Here is a 17,935-nt window from a genome sequence, read left to right on the forward strand (position 1 = left end):
GGTTCGTATGATGGTCGAGATGGCGTCGGACTGCACTGTCCGACGCCATCTCGTGTTGTTATTTCGCGGCAAGACGGAAGGCGAGGTCGACGGAGCCGACGTTGTAACCGGTGGAGGCGTAGGTGCCGATGATCCGGTCGCCTTCCTTGCGGGCGACGAGGATCATCGGCAGTTTGTCCGGGTCGACGTACATGCCGCGCGTCAGCCGCTCGTAGGTCGTCGCATCGCATCGCCACACGACGGGGGAGTCGCCGCCGAGCCGGTCGACCATCGAACGCAGCGTGGCGCTCAACGGCGCGTCGACCGGGCATGCGGCGAACACGACCGGAATATCACCGGTCTCAACCTCGCCGTCGGAATTGCCATCGTGCGCATCACGACGCAGCCGCGCGATCAACTCGTCAAGCACGTGGATGCTCGGCTCCGCACCGTGCGCGTCGAGGATCGCGACGATCGCACGATCGGGCAGCAGTTGCGACAGATGCCGCGTCGCATCATGCGTCGCCGTATGGAACGTCGCGTCATCGACGACGATATGCTCCAGCAACTCGTCCTCGCTCGGTGTGCGCATCGCCAGCGTCACCGTCCGCTCCTCGCCGGCATCCAGCCGGAACGTCGTCTCGTTGGTCTGCTGGCCGCCGTTCGGCAACCGCACCGTGGTGATCAGCCGGTACAGTCCCTCCTCGACCGTCAATGTCATGCGGTCGCCGTCCCACGGACGCTCCCACAGGTCGAGCGACGCGAAATCGGTGCCGTGCGCGCCGTCGATCAGTCGGCCGAGACTCCAATCCGTACCGTACGCGGGATATTCGCCGTTCGGCGCGACGACGGTAAGTGTCGCCGTCCGTTCGGCTGGCGCGGTCGCATCATTGGCGGAACGCGTTGACGGCAGGTGATGGAACGTGCCGCCTTGGCAATACTCGGGTTCGCCGGTCTGTGGATCGAACCGCGCCGGCACGCCCAGCGCACGGCAGACGACGACGAACGCGGTATCCAGAGAGCGCGGCGTTCCGATGCCGGCCGTCAGCATGCCGGTGGGGGAGATCGGTTCCGGCGTCTCCTCCACGGATTGCGCGGCGTCGATATGATCGAGCAGATACTGCTGGACGCGCTGCGGTTGGGCGCGCAACGCATCCGTATCGGCTGTGCGTTCGAGCATGGCTTGCAGCCGCGTACGGTCGCCGGCCAGCGGCTCATAGCCGACGCGCGGACCCAGCACGTAGCGCGCGTACAGGTCGTAGCGGTCGGCTTCCGCAATGCCGGACAGGGCGACGTCCAGCGCGTAATCGCGCGCGTTGGCGGCGGAGCGTACAGCGTCATCCAATGCGGCGGCGGACACGTCGCACAGATCCTTGACGCTGAGCGCCGACAGCAGTGCGAGACGGTCACGGTCGGTGACGTCGACGGCCGATTCGGCGGTGTCGTCGGTATCGTCGAGCAGGAACGACGTGATGACGGGAGCGTTCGCGCCTGCGGCGGCCAGCAGATTCGTGACGGTATCGGCGGCGTCGGTGGACACGTTCCGATATCGATCTGCCAATGTCTGACGGGTCGCTTGATCGACGAGATCGGCGAATCCGGCCACGCGCGCGGTGCGCATCGCCTCGGCCTGCGCACGGCGTTCGATCGTGCGCCGCTGCTGGTCGTCGGTCAACGGCAGACTGCGCGGCGTGCCGCTCGGGGGAGCGACGAGGTCGACCGATGTCCAGGATGGGATGACGGGCGCGGAAGCCGGCGGGAACGCTCCGTTCTCTGCACTCGGTCGAGGGGACAAGACGACGGTGACGGCATCGGTATTGGCGGTGTTGACGATGACGTCGGCGAACGTGCCGTTGCGGCTGACGTGCACGCGGATGCTGCCCTTGCCGAGCGTCATGCGGGCATGCCCCTGATCGTCGCTGACCGCGGTCGCGATCGGATAGTATTCGGCCATGTTCAGCAGTTCGAACGCCACGTTCGCGCCCGCAAACGGCCGTCCTTCGCCGTCCGTCACGGTCACCGCAAGATCGGTCGTCGGCGCATAATCCGAGGTCAGATTGCACAGCAGCATCGTGCCGTCGCCGCCCGCGCTCGCCGACGCGTCGACGTTGCCCTCGGAGAAATCGCAGAACACGCGCGCATGCACGAGCATCGCACGCGTCGACGCCTTGTCGAACCAGCCGCGATCCGGCACCTCCTCCGGCTCGCACGCGCCGAGGAAGCGCCAACGGCCATCCACATACGCCTCCACCCACGCATGGTTGTCGTCGCAATGCGCCCATCGCGGCGTATACACCTGCCGGGCCGGAATGCCGATCGCACGCAGCGCGGTGACCAGCAGCGTCGACTCCTCGCCGCACCGGCCGAGGCCGAGGTTCAGCGTGCCGATCGCGTTGAGCGTGCGGTTGTCGGACGGATGATAGGTGACGTGCTCGGCGCACCAGTAGTTCGTCTCGAGCATCGCATGCGTGGCGTCAAGACCCTGTACGCGGCCGATCAGCTCGCGGTGGCACCACGGGCGGCAGTCGGCCAGCGCCTCGTTGTTGATGCGCGGCCAGAACACGTAATGGACGAACAGGTCGACCGGCAGGTCACGCGTCCACGCCATCGTGCGACGCAGCATCAGCGCATGGTCGACGAACGAGAGCAGCACGGACGGATCGCAGTCGATGACATCGTTGGCCGGCGGCGTGCCATAGGTGAGCCGCGTCAGCGTCAGCCGGTCGCCGGTCAGCGTCTTCAGCAGCGACGATGCCGCGGGAAGCCGGTCGATCAGATCGGTACGTTCAGCGAAACGACGGTCGGCGTAGTCGCGCAGCTCGTCGTCGAGAAGGGAAGACATACTCATGAGCCACCATCATACGGGGAGCGGATGTCTCGGCGTTGCTGTGCCCGCATTCGGGAGTGGGAATAAGCCCAAGTGCGATGCATCGCAATGGTCCGTTAATCTGTCAGTAAGTATTGTGTTTCCTTGTTAACATTATTTAACTTTAATGTTGCTGTATATAATGTTAATGTATGAACATTATATAAGACACATTGCGAATAAGAAGGCAGCATATGGAATTCGTTGGCAGGGATGAGGAGCTTGACACGCTGGACTACCACTATTCGTTGGACAAGTTCCAGATGATCGTGGTGTACGGTCGGCGCCGTGTGGGCAAGACCGCGTTGCTGTCCAGGTTCTGCGAGGATCGTCCGACGCTGTGGTTCACGGCCAAGGAGCAAAGCGCGGCGATGAACCTGCGCGGCTTTTCCACGGAGGTCCGCCGGTTCTTCGGGGAGACCGAGGACAGCGGGCCGTTCAGGACATGGGAGGACGCGTTCTCGTATGTCGCTCGAAAGGCCGAGGGGGATGATCGGAGGTTCGTGTTCGTGTTCGACGAATTCCCATACGCGGCCGCCGTGGAACCGAGCCTGCCATCCGTATTGCAGGTAGCCATCGACCACCGGTTCAAGGCCACCCAGGTCATGATGGTGTTGTGCGGCAGCAACGAGGGTTTCATGGAAAGCAAGGTGCTCGGCTACCACAGTCCCCTGTACGGCAGGCGCAACGCGCAGATCCAGCTCAAGCCGTTCGGCCTGTTCGACGCGTGCCGCATGATGCCCGGTGACGCGGACTGGAAGGACCGCATCCAATACTATGCGGTGTTCGGCGGTACCCCTTATTATCTCGAGCAGATCGACCCGGCGAAGACATTTCAGGAGAACGTCATGGCGCAGTGCTTCAGCCAGTCGGGCCTGCTTTACCAGGAGCCCATGATGCTGTTGCGTCAGGAGTTGCGCGAGCCGGCCGCGTACAGTGCCGTGCTGGACGCTATCGGTTCGGGCCGGACAAGGCCGAAGGAGATAGCCGAATACGCCGGTATTGAGCAGAATGCGATCGGCGCGTACCTGCGCACGCTCGAACAGTTGAAGATCGTCGAACGGCAGGTCCCGTTCGGCGAGGATCCCGCACATTCCCGCAAGGGCCTGTGGAAACTGCGCGATCTGTTCTTCGCGTACTGGTATCGGTTCGTCGCGCCGGCCACGCAGATGATCGACATGCAAAGGGGACGTGCGGCAGGCCGAGTCGGCACCGAAGGGCCGGCGTTCGACACGTATGTCGGGCAGCAGTTCGAGACCATGTGCCAGCAGTGGCTGCTGAGGCATTACGACGACGACCAGGACGAGTTTGTGCCGACCAGCATGGGCAAGTGGTGGGGCAACGACCCGATGCGCCGAGAACAGGCCGACATCGACATCGTCATGACCGACTCGTTCAACCACAGAGTGCTGTTGGGCGAATGCAAATGGCGAGAGAGCGTGAACGAAACCGAAACCATCGACACGCTCAAAAGCAGATCGCCACTGATCAAGGAGCCTGGAGATCGGATCTACTACCTGTTCACCAAACACCCTGCAAGCGAAACCACCCGACGCAAGGCCGAACTGGAGGACAACCTGCACCTGATCGACGCCGAACACATGCTGCCATAGCACTCCTCCATTCGAACGAAAGAAAAGCGCGGTACATAAGCCGGATCTGAAGAAGGGGATGCAGGATTAGATCGCGAGAGCTTCGGCGGTACTGTCCAGCATGATGTCACGTATCTCGCCGTAATTGGGGTCCATCGACATGATGCTGACTACGGTTTCCTGGTTGGGGATGACGAGACAATATTGGCCGTATCTGCCGTCGCAGAGAAAGGCTCCCGGCCACGGCGCCATCCAGAACTGGTATCCGTATCCGTATGAGTGACTCGCTTTTTCCTTATGGTCTGGGTCGGTGTCGATGTGTTTGGTCGTCGCATCCCGCACATATCGTTCGTCGACGAGATGCAGACCGTTGAAGACACCGTTCTGGCAGAGCATCTGTCCGAAATTGCCGAGTTCGTCGATGGTGAGGTATAGGCCGTTGGCGGCGTGGACGTGACCCTGCGGGCAGAGTGTCCAGTCCGGATTGCCGATGCCTAGAGGCTCGAACAGACGGTTGCGCAGGTAGTTCAGTAGATTCTGTCCTGCCCGTCGTTCCACGATGCAGCTGGCGATGTAGGTGTTGAAATTGCTGTACAGGAACCGTGTACCCGGCTGGTTCACGAAATCGGCATGGAAGAAGTACGAGATCCAGTCATGAACCCGGTATCGGTTCTCGTCCTCCGAGAAGAACAGCGGATCGCGAAGCCCGGAGCTCATGGTGAGCAGGTCTCGCACGGTGACCGCTTGAAGATTGGTGCTGGGGTTGTCTGGAACGTATTCGGGAAGGGCGTCGCATATGTGTTCGTCGAGTTCGGTCAATCCTTCCTGAATGGCCAGTCCTACGCCGATGGATGTGACGCTTTTGCTGACGGAGTACATGTTCAATCGGGTTTTGCGTGGAAGTCGGTGCAAGTCGGCGGTGATTTTTCCGGCTCGTCGTGTTTGTATGTAGTACACGTTCAGGTGTCGTTCCTGTGTGCGGGTCGCGATGAGATCGGCGATGTGTGCTGTTTCGTCCATGATTGGTTTCCTTTCGTTGATGTGCTGATGTGTGATGGTGGCCGGAGCGGTGATGAAAGCTCCGCTGAATCGTCGGCTTTCGCTGTTGATTCAGCCCAGTTCGAATGCCTTGGTGGCGTATTCGTCGAGAAGCTGCTCCAGTCGTGAGGATTCCTTGACATGACCCTGTATGCCATCGCCCAGATCGATGTAGCCCAGCGAGTCGTCGGCTTTAGGCCATGCAGGCAATGGGATTCCCTCGGATTGACCATTGGGAACGCCGGTCCTGATGAAGTTGGACCAATAGGCGTTGACTTGCTTGGCCAGAATTCGGTCGTAGGCGGTCCATTGACGTGTCGGCGGCACGCCGGCGTCCAGCGAGTCGAAGGTGTACCACAGTTCGCTGGAATGCCATGCCCAGTTTGCTGCTCGGGACCGGACGGTGCCGATGTCACCAATGCTTTGCGGGGTGATGTGCGAAAACACATAGGCGTATGTGGCCTGTTTGCTGCCGATGCGTCTGTTCATCATCCTGCCGAAGGCACGGGCGACCATCAAATTCCTGCCGCCGTTGGTGCCGAGCCCGTATGTTTCCAATTCACGCGCAGTATACGCTGCGGTCTGGTCGGTGACGGTGACAAGGTTTCTGAAGTCATATTCGTCGTATAGGTCTCCAAGTAGTTGCCGATAGTGGGCGTAGAAATCCTGCGCCGTGATGATTCCGTGGTTGTCACCTTCGCCGTAGTTGGTGCCCGTGAGTATGTTGATCGAGTCGAGTGCCCCGGCGCGTATCGCATCGGCCGCCGATGCATGGACAATGTAATTGTCATCCTGCGTTATATGGCCCGTCCAGCCTGCACTGTCGGTATCCATGAGCTGTTCGGCGCTCATGGAGCGTAGCTTATCCAGCGGTATGTCTGGGGTGAGGCCGAGATCGTGGAGATAGATGGCTCCTCGTTGCTCGGCAGCTGATTGGGATTGATAGGTATCGGTCCATTTCAGCCCGCTTTCGAGAATCATGCCCCGTATTGGTGCGGACAGCTTGGGAGAGGTCGCCATCGCCATGCATTTGGTAGTGCCGCCCGATTGTCCGCCGATGGTGATGCTGGATGGATCTCCGCCAAAGGCCGCGATATTGTCGACTATCCATTGCATGGCCTTGATCTGATCCATCAGACCGTAGTTGCCGCTATGGCCCTGTTCATTTGATAATTGCTCTAGGGCGAGATAGCCGAAAGCTCCAAGTCGTTGCTCGACGCTGACGACGACTATTCCGTGGGCTGCAAAAGCCGCGGCGTTTGTTTCCTGCTCGTATGCATACGCCTTGTCGAGGCTTCCTCCGTGGAACCATACGTAAACCGGCCGTTTGGTCGTGTCGATCAACGCGGACTGTGTGGTGGTGATGTTGAGGTAGAGGCAGTCCTCGCTCGTCTGCGGAACGGTTCCGTAGTAAAAGTCGGAGCACCACGGTTCAATGTCGGATTCGAGATCCTGCATGGGCATGGATTGGTAGTGATAGGCTTCGCGCACGCCTTTCCAGGGTTTGAGATCCTGCGGTGGTCTCCAGCGCAACGCTCCTACCGGCGGTTCGGCATAGGGTATGCCTCGGTATTCGACGAGGTCCTCCGGCCCCTTGTTGTTGACCGTGCAAAGGCCTTTCAGCAGGCCGTATCGCGTGGATACAACGGTTGGGTCCTCAGAGGTTGTCGGCTTGTGGCGTGCCCGCCGTGCAGCTGCTGGGCGCATGGTTTCCTCCTTTGGTCTGCGATTGTTCCGCCCGTTGCCGTATGTGGGCATGGCAAGGAACAACTAATATTGAGTTACTGACAGTAAGTTTAACGTGTTTTTTGCGGCGTGGGTGTATATATGACTAAAAAGCTGAAATTTCAACGAAAGATAGTGACAATCTGCCGCGATTCATGGATTTGACTTCGATTACTCTGAGTAATATACTTCAGATGTCGAAGCGCAGTGGATTCCCTCAATGTAGAGAAAGCCAAGGTGGCACCGCTGTCGCGCATCCACGAGACAAGGAAAGGAACAGGCATGGCTGTTGCGGAGCAACGTGCGTCGTTGGGCGTGCGGTTCGCGCGCTGGTGGCAGGGCTTCTTCTACCAGTGGCAGTTACAGATCATGGTGCTGCCTGGCATCATCTTCATGATCATCTTCAACTACATCCCGATCTACGGATTGGTGCTGGCATTCAAGAATTACACCGTGGTGGACACGATCGGCGACGCCCCATGGATCGGACTCGACAATTTCAAGATCATCCTCGGTGACTCTTATTTCTGGGATTCCGTCGTCAACACGCTGGGCATCAGCGTCATCAAGCTCGTCCTCGGATTCATCCTGCCGATCATCCTCGCCGTGATGATCTACGAGGTGCCATGGAAACCGTTCAAGAAGATCGTGCAGACCATCACCTACCTGCCGCACTTCTTCTCTTGGATCATCCTCGGTGGCATGCTGATCAGCTGGCTGTCTTCCAACGGCCTGCTGAACTCGACGCTGCACGTCTTCGGCATCGATGCTGGCGCGAACTATCTGCTCGACGCCGACAAGTACTGGGGCATCGCGTCGCTGTCCGATGTGTGGAAGGAGGCCGGCTGGGGCACGATCCTCTACTTGGCCACCATGGCCGGCATCGACCAGAGCCTGTACGAGGCGGCAGAACTCGACGGCGCGTCGAAGATCAAGCGCATCTGGCACATCACCCTGCCTGGCATCAGCAACATGATCACGCTCAACCTGATCCTGTCGGTCTCCGGTATCCTCAACTCGAACCTCGACCAGACCCTCGTGCTCATGAACTCGCAGAACCAGTCCAAGGCCGAGGTCATCAACTCGTACGTCTACCGCATGGGCATGACGCAAGGCGACTTCTCCTACGCCACCGCGGTCGGACTTGGCATCTCGATCATCTCCGCGATCCTGCTGGTCGTCACCAATGCGGTCACCAAGAAAATCAACGACAACCAGTCGGTACTGTAAGGAAGCAGCATCATGGTACAAGACAAATCGCTCGCGCTCGATCCCAAGCGTCGCATCCGCCACTCCTCCCGTGCATTTGACGTGGTCAACTGCACACTACTGGTCATCTTCACGCTGCTGATTGCCGTGCCTGTGTGGAACATCGTCGTCGCATCGTTCTCCGCGTCTGGCTCGACCGGTGGACTCGCGCTGGTGCCTGACAAGTTCACGCTCGACAACTACAAGGCCGTGTTCACCGACGGCGGCATGTGGAACGCGCTGCTCATCTCCGTGGCAAAGACCGCGGTCGGTGTGGTCGCGCACACGCTGTTCTGCGCGCTGTTCGCCTACCCGATGAGCAAAGCGTACCTCAAGGGCCGCAAGCTGTATTCGGCAATGGGCATCATCACCATGTTCTTCGGCGGTGGCATGATCCCCACGTTCCTGCTCATCAAGTCGCTCGGCCTGCTTGACACGTTCTGGGTGTACATCATCCCCGCGCTGTTCAGCTACTACGACGTGATCATCCTGATGAACTTCTTCCGCCAGATCCCCGAATCGCTGATCGAATCCGCGAAGATCGACGGCGCGAGCGAATGGCGCGTCTTCTCCTCGATCATCTTGCCGCTATCGATGCCCGGACTGGCCACGATCGGCTTGTTCCACGGCGTCGCCCAGTGGAACGACTTCATGACCACGAAACTGTACGTTAACAATGAGCAGCTGTACCCGCTGCAGATGCGCCTATACAACATCATCATGCAGTCGCAGGCCGCGTCCGAGAACGGCAACATGGCCTCCGCCGTGCTAGACACCACCACGCGAGGCGTGCGCCTGTCGACCATCATCATCACGATCGTGCCGATCCTTGTGCTCTACCCGTTGGTGCAGCGATACTTCGTCGGCGGCACGATGCTCGGCGCGGTCAAGGGCTGAGACTGAGACGCTAACGGAAGCAAGGAGCACAGCAATGAAGAAGCGCAATCGCATCATCCGAACTCTCATCGCGGGTCTGGCCGCGATGGCAATGGTCGCCCCGCTGGCCGCCTGCGGCGTCGACAACGCCTACACCACGAACACGGTCGACGCCCTGCCTGACCCCGCGTACACGCTCTCTGCGGACAAGCCGGCCTGGCAGTCGGACACGTCCAAGGACAACACGCTCACCTGGTACGTGAACGCCGACTGGTGGAACAAGTCGTTCGGGCAAGACCTGATCACCAAGAAAATCAAGGAGGACCTTAACGTCGACATCAAGTTCGTCACGGGCGACGACACCAAGCTCAACACGTACTTCGCCGGTGGCGACCTGCCCGACGTAATCACCGTGTTCGATAGTACGTCGCGCGTTGCCAAGGCCGCGAAGAATTGGTCGTACCCGTTGCAGGACCTTGCTGCGAAATACGACCCGTACTTCATGAAGGTCGCCAAGAAGGAGACGCTTGACTGGTTCAAGCTCTCCGACGGCAAGACACACGGATACCCTTCGTACTCCAACACGTCCGAGGACTATAAGTCAGGCATGATCCACACCTCGCAGGCGTTCGTCATCCGCAAGGACGTGCTCGCGGCCATCGGCGACCAGGACTTCACCACGCCCGAAGGGTTCATCGCCGGCATGAAGGCCATCAAGGAGAGGTTCCCCGACCTCGTGCCGTTCGGATTCAACGACTTCAGCGGCGGCAACAGCTCGCTCGACACTGTGTTGCAGAACATGCTCGGCGTGCCCACCCTGAGCAAGGACGGCACGTTCTACGATCGGCAGATGGACGACGATTACCTGACTTGGCTCAAGACGCTACGGCAGGTGCACGAGGATGGCAACATCTCCGACGACAGCTTCGCCGACGACGGCGACACGTTCAAGGAGAAGGAGAGCACCGGCAAATACGCCACCATGCTGGTAACCGGCTTCGTCGGCCAGAGCGCGCCCCTGCAGCAGTGGGCTTCAACCGACCCGGACGGCCAGTACGTCGCCATCGACGGCATTCGCAGCACCAAGGGGCGCAAGCCCACGCTCAGTGAGACCGGTCTGAGCGGCTGGACCGTCAGCTACATCACCAAGCAGTGCAAGAACCCGGCCAAGGCCATCCAGATCTTCACCTACCTGCTGTCCGACTACGGCGAAATGCTCGTCAACTACGGCATCGAAGGCAAGACCTACACGACGAACGCCGACGGCACCGTCTCATGGACTCCCGAAGCCAACAAGATCCGCCTGAACGACTCCGAAAAATGGCAGAAGGAATACCGCATGGGCGAGTTTGTGCTCTTCGGCCACGACCGGTACAAGGCGCTCAACAAGGACTCCTTCGCCGACGCCATCAAGCAGTTCCAAGAGCACAACCAGCAGTATCTGACCCCGCAGTATGAGATCGAGAACATCGCGCCGGACGCCGGCACGCTGGAAGCCCGCTCGTACTCGGCCATCACGACCAAATGGTCGTCCACGCTGGTCTCGCTCATCCGAGCCGGTTCGGACAAGCAATTCGACAAGATCGTCGACCAATACAAAACGTTCCTGAAGAACAACGACATCGACGCCATCAACAAGGTGCGCAACGAGAAGATCAAGGCCAACGAGAAGCTGCTCGGTGAATAAGCCATCGTTTCGGGTCTGCCCCGTGACTGGACAGACCCGAAACGTCTCACACCCAACATGTATGACCATAAGGAAGCCAATCCCATGAACACCATATATATGACCGATGGACCGGAACGCATGTTCACGCCGATCGAAGAGGACGCAGCCGGCGCCGCCGACGTGACGATAACCGTCGATCCCGGACACCGACATCAGAGCATCGACGGATTCGGCGCATCGTTCACCGACTCGTCCGCCCACCTGATCGGTCAGGTGCTCGACGACGGGGATCGCACGTACGCGATGTCCAAACTGTTTGATCCCAAACTCGGCATTGGGCTGTCGTTGCTGCGCAACCCAATGGGGGCTTCGGACTACGCGCGTACGATCTACAGCTACGACGACATGCCCGACGGGCACGAGGACATGGAACTTGAGCACTTCTCCATCCATCACGATACGGGCAGCATCATCCCTTTGACCAAATGGGCCATGGAACTCAACCCGCAGCTCAAGCTCATCGCCTCGCCTTGGAGCGCGCCGGGATGGATGAAGACCAGCGGTTCCATGATCGGCGGAGAACTCAAGGAGGATCGCTACAAGGTCTATGCCCGGTACTTTGTGCGGTTCCTTCAGGCGTATGCCGAACAGGGCGTTCCGGTATTCGCCGTCACGCCGCAGAACGAGCCGCTGTTCGTGCCCGGCCACTATCCGGGCATGCTGATGCCGGCGGACCGGGAGGTGCGTTTCGTGCGTGACTTCCTGCGTCCCGCCCTGCACGATGCGGGGCTCGACACACGCGTGTTCGGCTACGACCACAACTGGGACCGCATCGATTATCCGCTGAATCTGCTCGACGAGGCGGCCGACGCGTTCGACGGCATCGCATGGCACTGGTACGGCGGCCGACCCGTCAGCCAGTCGCGCGTCGCGGCGATTTTCCCCGGCAAGGACGTGTACTTCACCGAAGGCTCCGGAGGCGAATGGATACCCGAATTCGAGCCGGCGTTCAGCAACCTCATGCGCACCGGCATCGACATCCTGCGCAACGGGTCGAAATCGTTCATCCTGTGGAACCTCGCACTTGACGAGCACAATGGGCCGGTCGTTCCCGGCTTCGGCCGCAGCACCTGTCGCGGTCTGCTGCGCGTCGACCAGACCGACCGGACCGTGGAATACACGCTGGACTATTACGGTCTGGCCCACTTCAGCAAGTTCATCCGCCCCGACGCGGTGCGTATCGACAGCAGTCAGACCGCCGGCGTGCGTTCGCTGGCCTGCCGCAACACGGACGGTTCGACGGTCGCGGTGTTGTTCAACGACGCGGATCATGCCGTGCGGGTCGTTGTGGAAGTGTGTGGCATGGACGGTTCGCCGTGCACGGCTACGATGCCGGCCAAGGCCGCGCTGACCGTGGTCTGGAACGACGAGAATAATGGCATGCGATGAAATTGTTTTCCATTGGCGGCAGGCTGTACCGCACGCTTGAACTGGTCTGGCAGGTGATGGAACTGAGCCTGCTGTTCCTGCTCGGCTCCGTGCCGATCGTTACGATCGGGGCGAGTGCGGCGGCGATGTTCCGCGTGCGGTTCGACATGATCGAAGAAGGGGCCGTGCCGATAGTGTCCCGTTTCCGGTCGGCCTACCTGCGTGCTTTGAGGCGTGCGGTACCGGCATGGCTGATCGTGGTTGTCGGATTCGTCTTGCTGCTTGCCGTATACTGGGGTGTCTCCATGCTGACGGGAGGCAACCAGTACGTGCTGATGCCGCTGATCGTGGTCGGAGCCGTGTGGATGCTGACATGCGTCAACGTGTTTCCTCTACTCGCGTCTCGGCCGGCATTGGACGTTCCGGTGGTGGTGTTGTTCCGTGAGGCCGTCCGTGCCGGCCTCGGACATGTGCTGCAATCCGCGTTGATGGTGTGTGTGCTGCTGGCAGCCGTGCTGTCGGTGGTGTTCGTGCCGTGGCTGCTGTTCGTGGCGCTGTTCTTCTTCCCCGGACTGGCATGCTATGCGAGGGTGTGGCTCGTCCGGTGGGCACGTGCGGGAACAGTGCAGCCATGACGACATGACTGGCAAACGCCGTATGGAAAATCCTGATCGTAGTAGGTAGGTCAATTTATGCAGGACAAAGCGCAGCACAATGAACGCGACCGCGGGGGCAAACCCCGCAAGCATCGCCCGGAAACCGAGCAGAAACGACGCGAGATCATCGCCGCCGCGTCGCAGGTATTCGCGGAAAAGGGATTCAACGATGGGACGCTGGAAGAGATCGCCGAACGAACCGGTCTCACGCGGGCCGGCGTGCTTCACCATTTCGGGTCCAAAAGCGCCCTGCTGATGGAGGTGGTGAAAAACCGAGACGTCTCCGGCGGCCAGCGGCGTGAACAGACGCACATCGACCACGGCGAGGACTGGTTTCGCCATCTCGCTGCCACGGCCGACGACAACGCCAAGCATCCGGGTATGGTGCGCCTGTTCACCATGATGTCCGGAGAATCGGTCGTCAAAAAGAACGCCAGCATGCCGTACTTCCGGGACCGCTACCGTGACCTGCGCAACGACCTGATGGCCTCGTTCGTCCAGATGGCCAAGGAGCGCAAAGCCACCATCAACATGGCCGAGGCTGAGATGGCGAGCTCGGCCATCATCGCGGTCATGGATGGTCTGCAATATCAGTGGCTGCTGCAACAGGGAGGCGAGAACGACGAGACCGAAACGTCCGAAGACGACAGTCCCGTCGATCTCGCGGAGTACACACGCTACGCCATCAACGTGATCGTCGCGGCCGTGCTCGAACACCATGACGATCCACCGCTGATCCAATAACCAGTGCCAGCCGGTAAGGGTTAGTCGAACCGATTTGTACGGGAGACCATGCGGACGCCCGTGTGAGATGTACGAAACGGCTTGAGCCCTGTCAGTGGAGCTGGCCTTCGGTGAGGAAGAAGGCGTGGGCGTCGCCGTGATGCTTGTTGTCGATGTAGCGGCGGAACAGGGCGAGCCGTTCGACGGTGCTCTTGGCGAGCGGCTGGGGGAGTGCGTCGAGGTCGAACCAGCCGACGTTGAGGCTCTCCTCGTCGCCGACGAACGGGTCGGCGTTGCCGCCCGGCTTCACCGAGCACAGGAACGAATGGTCCATGTACATCGTGTTGTCGCCGTTCGCGTAGGTGATGACCTTGTCGGAGGAGATCACGGCCACGAGATCGGTGACGACCGCGTCCACGCCGGTCTCCTCCTTGATCTCGCGGATCACCGTGTCCGCAGGCTGCTCGCCCGGCTCGTTGATGCCGTAGACCATCGCCCATTCGCCGGTGTCGGAGCGGCGGCCGAGCAGGATGCGGCCGGCATCGTCCAGCACGCAGCCGGTCACGCCCATGAGCCACAGGAGATCATGGCCGATCTTTTTGCGCAGTTCGAGTACGAAATCTGGAGTTGGCATAGATGGATCCTTTCGACGGATGGGTGGCTCCCCTCGATGACGAGGGGAGCCAAGAAGAGAGGTCAGACCAGTGCGGCGGTCGCGCGGTCGGCCATCCACTGTTCGACCTCGTCGATCTGCTTCGGGATGCCGGCGGAGAGCCATTCGGGGCCGTGCTCGGTCATGAGCACGTCGTCCTCGATGCGGATGCCGATGCCACGCATCTCCGGCGGCAGCAGCAGCAGATCGTTCTTCGCGAAGTACAGTCCCGGCTCGATGGTGAAGATCATGCCCGGCGTGATCTTCGCACCCTGGTACGACTCGTAGCGGGCCTGCGCGCAGTCGTGCACATCAAGGCCGAGGTGGTGCGCCACGCCGCAGGCGAGCCAACGGCGGTGCTGCTGGCCTCCGGGGGAGAGCGACTCCTCCACACCGACCGGCAGGATGCCCCACTCGTGCAGACGCTCCGCGATCACGCGCATGCACGCGTGGTGGATGTCCGAATAGGTCGCGCCCGGCTTGGCCGCCTCGAAACCGGCCTGCTGGGAGTCCAGCACCGCCTGATACAGACGCTTCTGCAGATCGGTGAACTTGCCGCCGACCGGGAACGTACGCGTGATGTCGGCCGTGTACAGGCTGTTGACCTCCACGCCGGCGTCGATAAGCAACATATCGCCCTGACGCACCACGCCCGTGTTGCGCATCCAGTGCAGGATCGGCGCATGCTCGCCCGACGCGATGATCGTGTCGTAGCCCAGGCCGTTGCCCTCCTCGCGGGCGTTCGAGTTGAACGCGCCCTCGAGCATGCGCTCCGAGTTCGGCTTGTCGATCACATGCGGCAGACGGGTCAGGATGCGGTCGAAACCATCCTTGGTCGCGGCGATCGCCTTGCGCATCTCGCCGATCTCATAGGAATCCTTGAGCATACGGGCCTCGGCGGCGAATTCGTGCAGCTTGTCGTCGTCCGCGGCGTTCCGGTCAGGATCGGCGAAGCCGTTCGCCTCACGCACGCCTTCGACCAGCGCGGTGACCTGCGGATCGGCGTCGGCGATCACGCGCACGCGCACCGCGCCCGCCTCCGCACCGACGTCCTTGCCGAGCGCATCGGCCAGCTGCGCGATGTCATGCGTCTCCAGACCGGTCATCGCGGCCAGCTCCTTGAGACCGGCGCGCGGGCCGACCCAGTACTCGCCGTAATGCGCGTCGCGATAGTAGTCGTCGGTCGAATTATCGGCGCGCGGCGCGACGAACAGCTCGGCCGTATGGGTCTTGCCGGCCTTCGCCTCCTCGGAGGACGGATCGACCGGGTTGAGCACGAGCACCGCACCCGCCTCGTAATCCTGGCCGAGGCCGGTGTAGTACGCGAACGACGTGTCCGGACGGAACATGTAGTCGCAGTCGTTGTTGCGCACCTTCGGCTGACCCGCCGGGATCACCAGACGCTCGCCCGGGAACGCCTTGCCGAGCTTGGCCAGACGCACCGGCGTGAACTTCGACGACTCGAGCGGCTCCACCTCGGGCTCCTGATTGTCCCAGCCGGTCTTCATGAACGCGCTGAACGCGTCGCTGTTCGGACGCAGCGACCGGTTGTTCACGCGGTCGGCGATCGGCTGGTTCGCGCCCGGCGCGCTCGCCTGCTCCTCGGCCTCGTATTCCCTGTCCTTCTCGGTGATGACCTCGCTCATCGACACTCCTCTCATTGGCGTAGTCACGGTGTTACCGCTCCCATCCTAGTTCGTCCGCGGCGTAAGCACGACGCCCGGCCCGCATGGTGCGCGCTCTCGTCTAGAATAGGGGAAGTTTGCGCATCAGCCAGTACAGAGGGGAGCCGCAAGGGCATGTCATACGAGCATCCGAACCGTAACAACGAGACCATCCGCGACGTGGAGCGCGATATCATGCGTCGTCCGCCGGAGCATAACACCACGAACATGGACCTCGACCGGATGAACCTCATCCTCGACCTGTTCGGCCACCCAGAACAGTCGTTCCGCGTCATTCACGTCACCGGCACGAACGGCAAGGGCTCGACCGCGCGCATGGCCGAGGCGATCTGCCGCGCGTACGGCATGCGCACCGGCCTGTACACGTCGCCGCACCTCGAACGCATCAACGAACGCATCGCCATCGACGGCCAGGAACTCTCCGACGACGACTTCATCGACATCTGGGATCAGGTCAAGGACCTCATCGACCTCGTGGACGCGAAGATGACCGAACAAGGCAAGCCGCGCATGAGCTTCTTCGAGGTGCTCACCGCGATGGCGATCTGGAAGTTCGCCGACGCGCCGGTCGACGTGGCCATCGTCGAGGTCGGCATGGGCGGCCTGCAGGACGCCACCAACGTGCTCGACGCGGACGCGGCGATCATCGGCCCCGTCGACATGGACCACATGATGTGGCTCGGCGACACCGTCGAGAAGATCGCCGAGCAGAAGGCCGGCATCATCAAGCCCGGCTGCACGGCGATCATCGGCCGCCAGCCGCACGAGGATGAGGTCATGCCGATCCTCGAGGAGGCCGCGCGCCGCAACGACGCCAAGCTCGAACGCGACGGCTACGAGATGGAGGTCGTCTCGCGCACTCCGGCCGTCGGCGGCCAGATGGCCACGCTGCGCACGCCGCTCGGCACCTACGCCGACGTGCCGATCTCCAAGTTCGGCGAGCATCAGGCGCACAACGCGCTCGCCGCGCTCGCCGCCGCCGAGGTCGTCATCCCCGTGTCCGGCGCGCTCGACGGCGACCTCGTGGGCGAGGCACTGAGCGGCGTGAAGGTGCCGGGACGCATCGAACAGGTGCGCACGTCGCCGACCATCATCATCGACGGCGGCCACAATGTGAACGCCGCGCAGGCGTTGCGCGACGCCATCGAGGAAAGCTACGACTTCCAGCAGCTCGTCGGCGTGGTCGCCATGATGGCCGACAAGCAGGTCGAGGAGTATCTCGGCGTGCTCGAACCGATCCTGAACAAGATCGTCGTCACCGAGAACTCGTGGCGCGACCGCGTCATGCCGGCCGAGGAGCTCGAGAAGATCGCCGTGCGCGTGTTCGGCCGCGACCGCGTGATCCGCGAGGATGCGTTGCCCGACGCGATCCAGACCGCCGTCAACATGGTCGACGTGGAGGATGAGATCGGCGTGGGCTACGGCCACGGTGTGCTCATTTGCGGCAGCTTCGTCACCGCCGGCGACGCACGCGTGCTGCTCAAGGAACGCATGAACCCGGACCTCGCCAAGCCGAAGCACGAGCGCGTCGAACCGAACCTCGGCACCGTCGCGGACGGTGCCGCCGACGGTGCGTCAGGCGCCGCCGACGCGACGGACGACGACGCGGCCGACCGCGACTTCGCGACCGACGCCAACCCGGACTTCGACAACGACGACTTCGGTGACTTCGGCCTGTCCAGGCTTGCGCAGGAGGCCGTGGAACACGACGTCGCGGACGATGCGGCCGACGCGGACGACGCCGGTTCGGTCGACGCCGAATAGTACCGGCCGTTCGACTGCGATACGGTCAGGCGGA

General features: G+C 61.5%; 13 protein-coding genes. 8 read left to right on the plus strand and 5 right to left on the minus strand.

The genetic code is table 11. The features are described 5' to 3' along the window. Window positions 1-58: 58 nt before the first annotated feature. Window positions 59-2,827: a transglutaminase domain-containing protein gene (locus DSM100688_RS00925; protein WP_152357300.1), complete on the minus strand. Its 2,769-nt coding sequence runs from the start codon at window positions 2,825-2,827 to the stop codon at window positions 59-61. 212 nt (window positions 2,828-3,039) lie between these two features. Here DSM100688_RS00925 and DSM100688_RS00930 point away from each other — a divergent pair, with 212 nt between their 5' ends. Next, complete coding sequence (locus DSM100688_RS00930) at window positions 3,040-4,458, plus strand: ATP-binding protein (RefSeq protein ID WP_152357301.1); 1,419 nt, start codon at window positions 3,040-3,042, stop codon at window positions 4,456-4,458. A 66-nt stretch (window positions 4,459-4,524) separates the two neighbouring features. Here the strand turns inward: DSM100688_RS00930 and DSM100688_RS00935 are convergent, their stop codons facing one another. Together DSM100688_RS00935 and DSM100688_RS00940 are read right to left on the minus strand one after the other, a co-directional pair. Beyond that, window positions 4,525-5,457: a serine hydrolase domain-containing protein gene (locus DSM100688_RS00935; protein ID WP_152357302.1), complete on the minus strand. Its 933-nt coding sequence runs from the start codon at window positions 5,455-5,457 to the stop codon at window positions 4,525-4,527. 90 nt (window positions 5,458-5,547) lie between these two features. Beyond that, window positions 5,548-7,182: a carboxylesterase/lipase family protein gene (locus DSM100688_RS00940; protein WP_163146758.1), complete on the minus strand. Its 1,635-nt coding sequence runs from the start codon at window positions 7,180-7,182 to the stop codon at window positions 5,548-5,550. A 300-nt stretch (window positions 7,183-7,482) separates the two neighbouring features. On the opposite strand from DSM100688_RS00940, the gene DSM100688_RS00945 reads away from it, so the two are divergent. The 6 genes from DSM100688_RS00945 (at window position 7,483) to DSM100688_RS00970 (ending at window position 13,821) form a co-directional block, all read left to right on the plus strand. Further along, window positions 7,483-8,430: an ABC transporter permease gene (locus DSM100688_RS00945; protein WP_033496598.1), complete on the plus strand. Its 948-nt coding sequence runs from the start codon at window positions 7,483-7,485 to the stop codon at window positions 8,428-8,430. 12 nt (window positions 8,431-8,442) lie between these two features. Beyond that, the gene (locus tag DSM100688_RS00950) at window positions 8,443-9,345 is read left to right on the plus strand and encodes a carbohydrate ABC transporter permease (protein WP_033496600.1); all 903 of its coding nucleotides are present in this window, start codon (window positions 8,443-8,445) and stop codon (window positions 9,343-9,345) included. Between the two features lie 34 nt (window positions 9,346-9,379). Next, window positions 9,380-11,011: a type 2 periplasmic-binding domain-containing protein gene (locus DSM100688_RS00955; RefSeq protein WP_152357304.1), complete on the plus strand. Its 1,632-nt coding sequence runs from the start codon at window positions 9,380-9,382 to the stop codon at window positions 11,009-11,011. Window positions 11,012-11,095: 84 nt separating this feature from the next. Further along, complete coding sequence (locus DSM100688_RS00960) at window positions 11,096-12,442, plus strand: glycoside hydrolase family 30 protein (protein WP_152357305.1); 1,347 nt, start codon at window positions 11,096-11,098, stop codon at window positions 12,440-12,442. Next, window positions 12,439-13,056 (plus strand): DUF624 domain-containing protein, encoded by a 618-nt coding sequence (locus DSM100688_RS00965; RefSeq protein ID WP_152357306.1) that lies wholly within the window; start codon window positions 12,439-12,441, stop codon window positions 13,054-13,056. Before DSM100688_RS00960 ends, DSM100688_RS00965 begins: the two co-directional genes overlap by 4 nt. 57 nt (window positions 13,057-13,113) lie before the next feature. Continuing rightward, entirely contained in the window at window positions 13,114-13,821 is a 708-nt protein-coding gene (locus DSM100688_RS00970) for a TetR/AcrR family transcriptional regulator (protein ID WP_152357307.1), read from the plus strand. A gap of 91 nt (window positions 13,822-13,912) precedes the next feature. Here the strand turns inward: DSM100688_RS00970 and DSM100688_RS00975 are convergent, their stop codons facing one another. Both DSM100688_RS00975 and DSM100688_RS00980 read right to left on the minus strand, forming a co-directional pair. Further along, the gene (locus DSM100688_RS00975; RefSeq protein ID WP_152357308.1) at window positions 13,913-14,434 is read right to left on the minus strand and encodes an NUDIX hydrolase; all 522 of its coding nucleotides are present in this window, start codon (window positions 14,432-14,434) and stop codon (window positions 13,913-13,915) included. A 62-nt stretch (window positions 14,435-14,496) separates the two neighbouring features. Beyond that, complete coding sequence (locus tag DSM100688_RS00980) at window positions 14,497-16,098, minus strand: aminopeptidase P family protein (protein ID WP_152357309.1); 1,602 nt, start codon at window positions 16,096-16,098, stop codon at window positions 14,497-14,499. A gap of 153 nt (window positions 16,099-16,251) precedes the next feature. Between DSM100688_RS00980 and DSM100688_RS00985 the strand changes: the two genes are divergently transcribed. Continuing rightward, on the plus strand, window positions 16,252-17,901 hold the full coding sequence (locus DSM100688_RS00985; RefSeq protein ID WP_152357310.1) for a bifunctional folylpolyglutamate synthase/dihydrofolate synthase: 1,650 nt from the start codon (window positions 16,252-16,254) through the stop codon (window positions 17,899-17,901). The last annotated feature ends 34 nt before the right edge of the window (window positions 17,902-17,935 follow it).

The sequence above is a fragment of the Bifidobacterium ramosum genome, assembly GCF_009299505.1.
Classification (GTDB): domain Bacteria; phylum Actinomycetota; class Actinomycetes; order Actinomycetales; family Bifidobacteriaceae; genus Bifidobacterium; species Bifidobacterium ramosum.

Excerpts from the sequence above, each read along its gene's own strand:
- DSM100688_RS00925 (WP_152357300.1), bottom strand. The coding sequence starts at position 2,827 with ATGAGTATGTCTTCCCTTCTCGACGACGAGCTGCGCGACTACGCCGAC.
- DSM100688_RS00930 (WP_152357301.1), top strand. The coding sequence starts at position 3,040 with ATGGAATTCGTTGGCAGGGATGAGGAGCTTGACACGCTGGACTACCAC.
- DSM100688_RS00935 (WP_152357302.1), bottom strand. The coding sequence starts at position 5,457 with ATGGACGAAACAGCACACATCGCCGATCTCATCGCGACCCGCACACAG.
- DSM100688_RS00940 (WP_163146758.1), bottom strand. The coding sequence starts at position 7,182 with ATGCGCCCAGCAGCTGCACGGCGGGCACGCCACAAGCCGACAACCTCT.
- DSM100688_RS00945 (WP_033496598.1), top strand. The coding sequence starts at position 7,483 with ATGGCTGTTGCGGAGCAACGTGCGTCGTTGGGCGTGCGGTTCGCGCGC.
- DSM100688_RS00950 (WP_033496600.1), top strand. The coding sequence starts at position 8,443 with ATGGTACAAGACAAATCGCTCGCGCTCGATCCCAAGCGTCGCATCCGC.
- DSM100688_RS00955 (WP_152357304.1), top strand. The coding sequence starts at position 9,380 with ATGAAGAAGCGCAATCGCATCATCCGAACTCTCATCGCGGGTCTGGCC.
- DSM100688_RS00960 (WP_152357305.1), top strand. The coding sequence starts at position 11,096 with ATGAACACCATATATATGACCGATGGACCGGAACGCATGTTCACGCCG.
- DSM100688_RS00965 (WP_152357306.1), top strand. The coding sequence starts at position 12,439 with ATGAAATTGTTTTCCATTGGCGGCAGGCTGTACCGCACGCTTGAACTG.
- DSM100688_RS00970 (WP_152357307.1), top strand. The coding sequence starts at position 13,114 with ATGCAGGACAAAGCGCAGCACAATGAACGCGACCGCGGGGGCAAACCC.
- DSM100688_RS00975 (WP_152357308.1), bottom strand. The coding sequence starts at position 14,434 with ATGCCAACTCCAGATTTCGTACTCGAACTGCGCAAAAAGATCGGCCAT.
- DSM100688_RS00980 (WP_152357309.1), bottom strand. The coding sequence starts at position 16,098 with ATGAGCGAGGTCATCACCGAGAAGGACAGGGAATACGAGGCCGAGGAG.
- DSM100688_RS00985 (WP_152357310.1), top strand. The coding sequence starts at position 16,252 with ATGTCATACGAGCATCCGAACCGTAACAACGAGACCATCCGCGACGTG.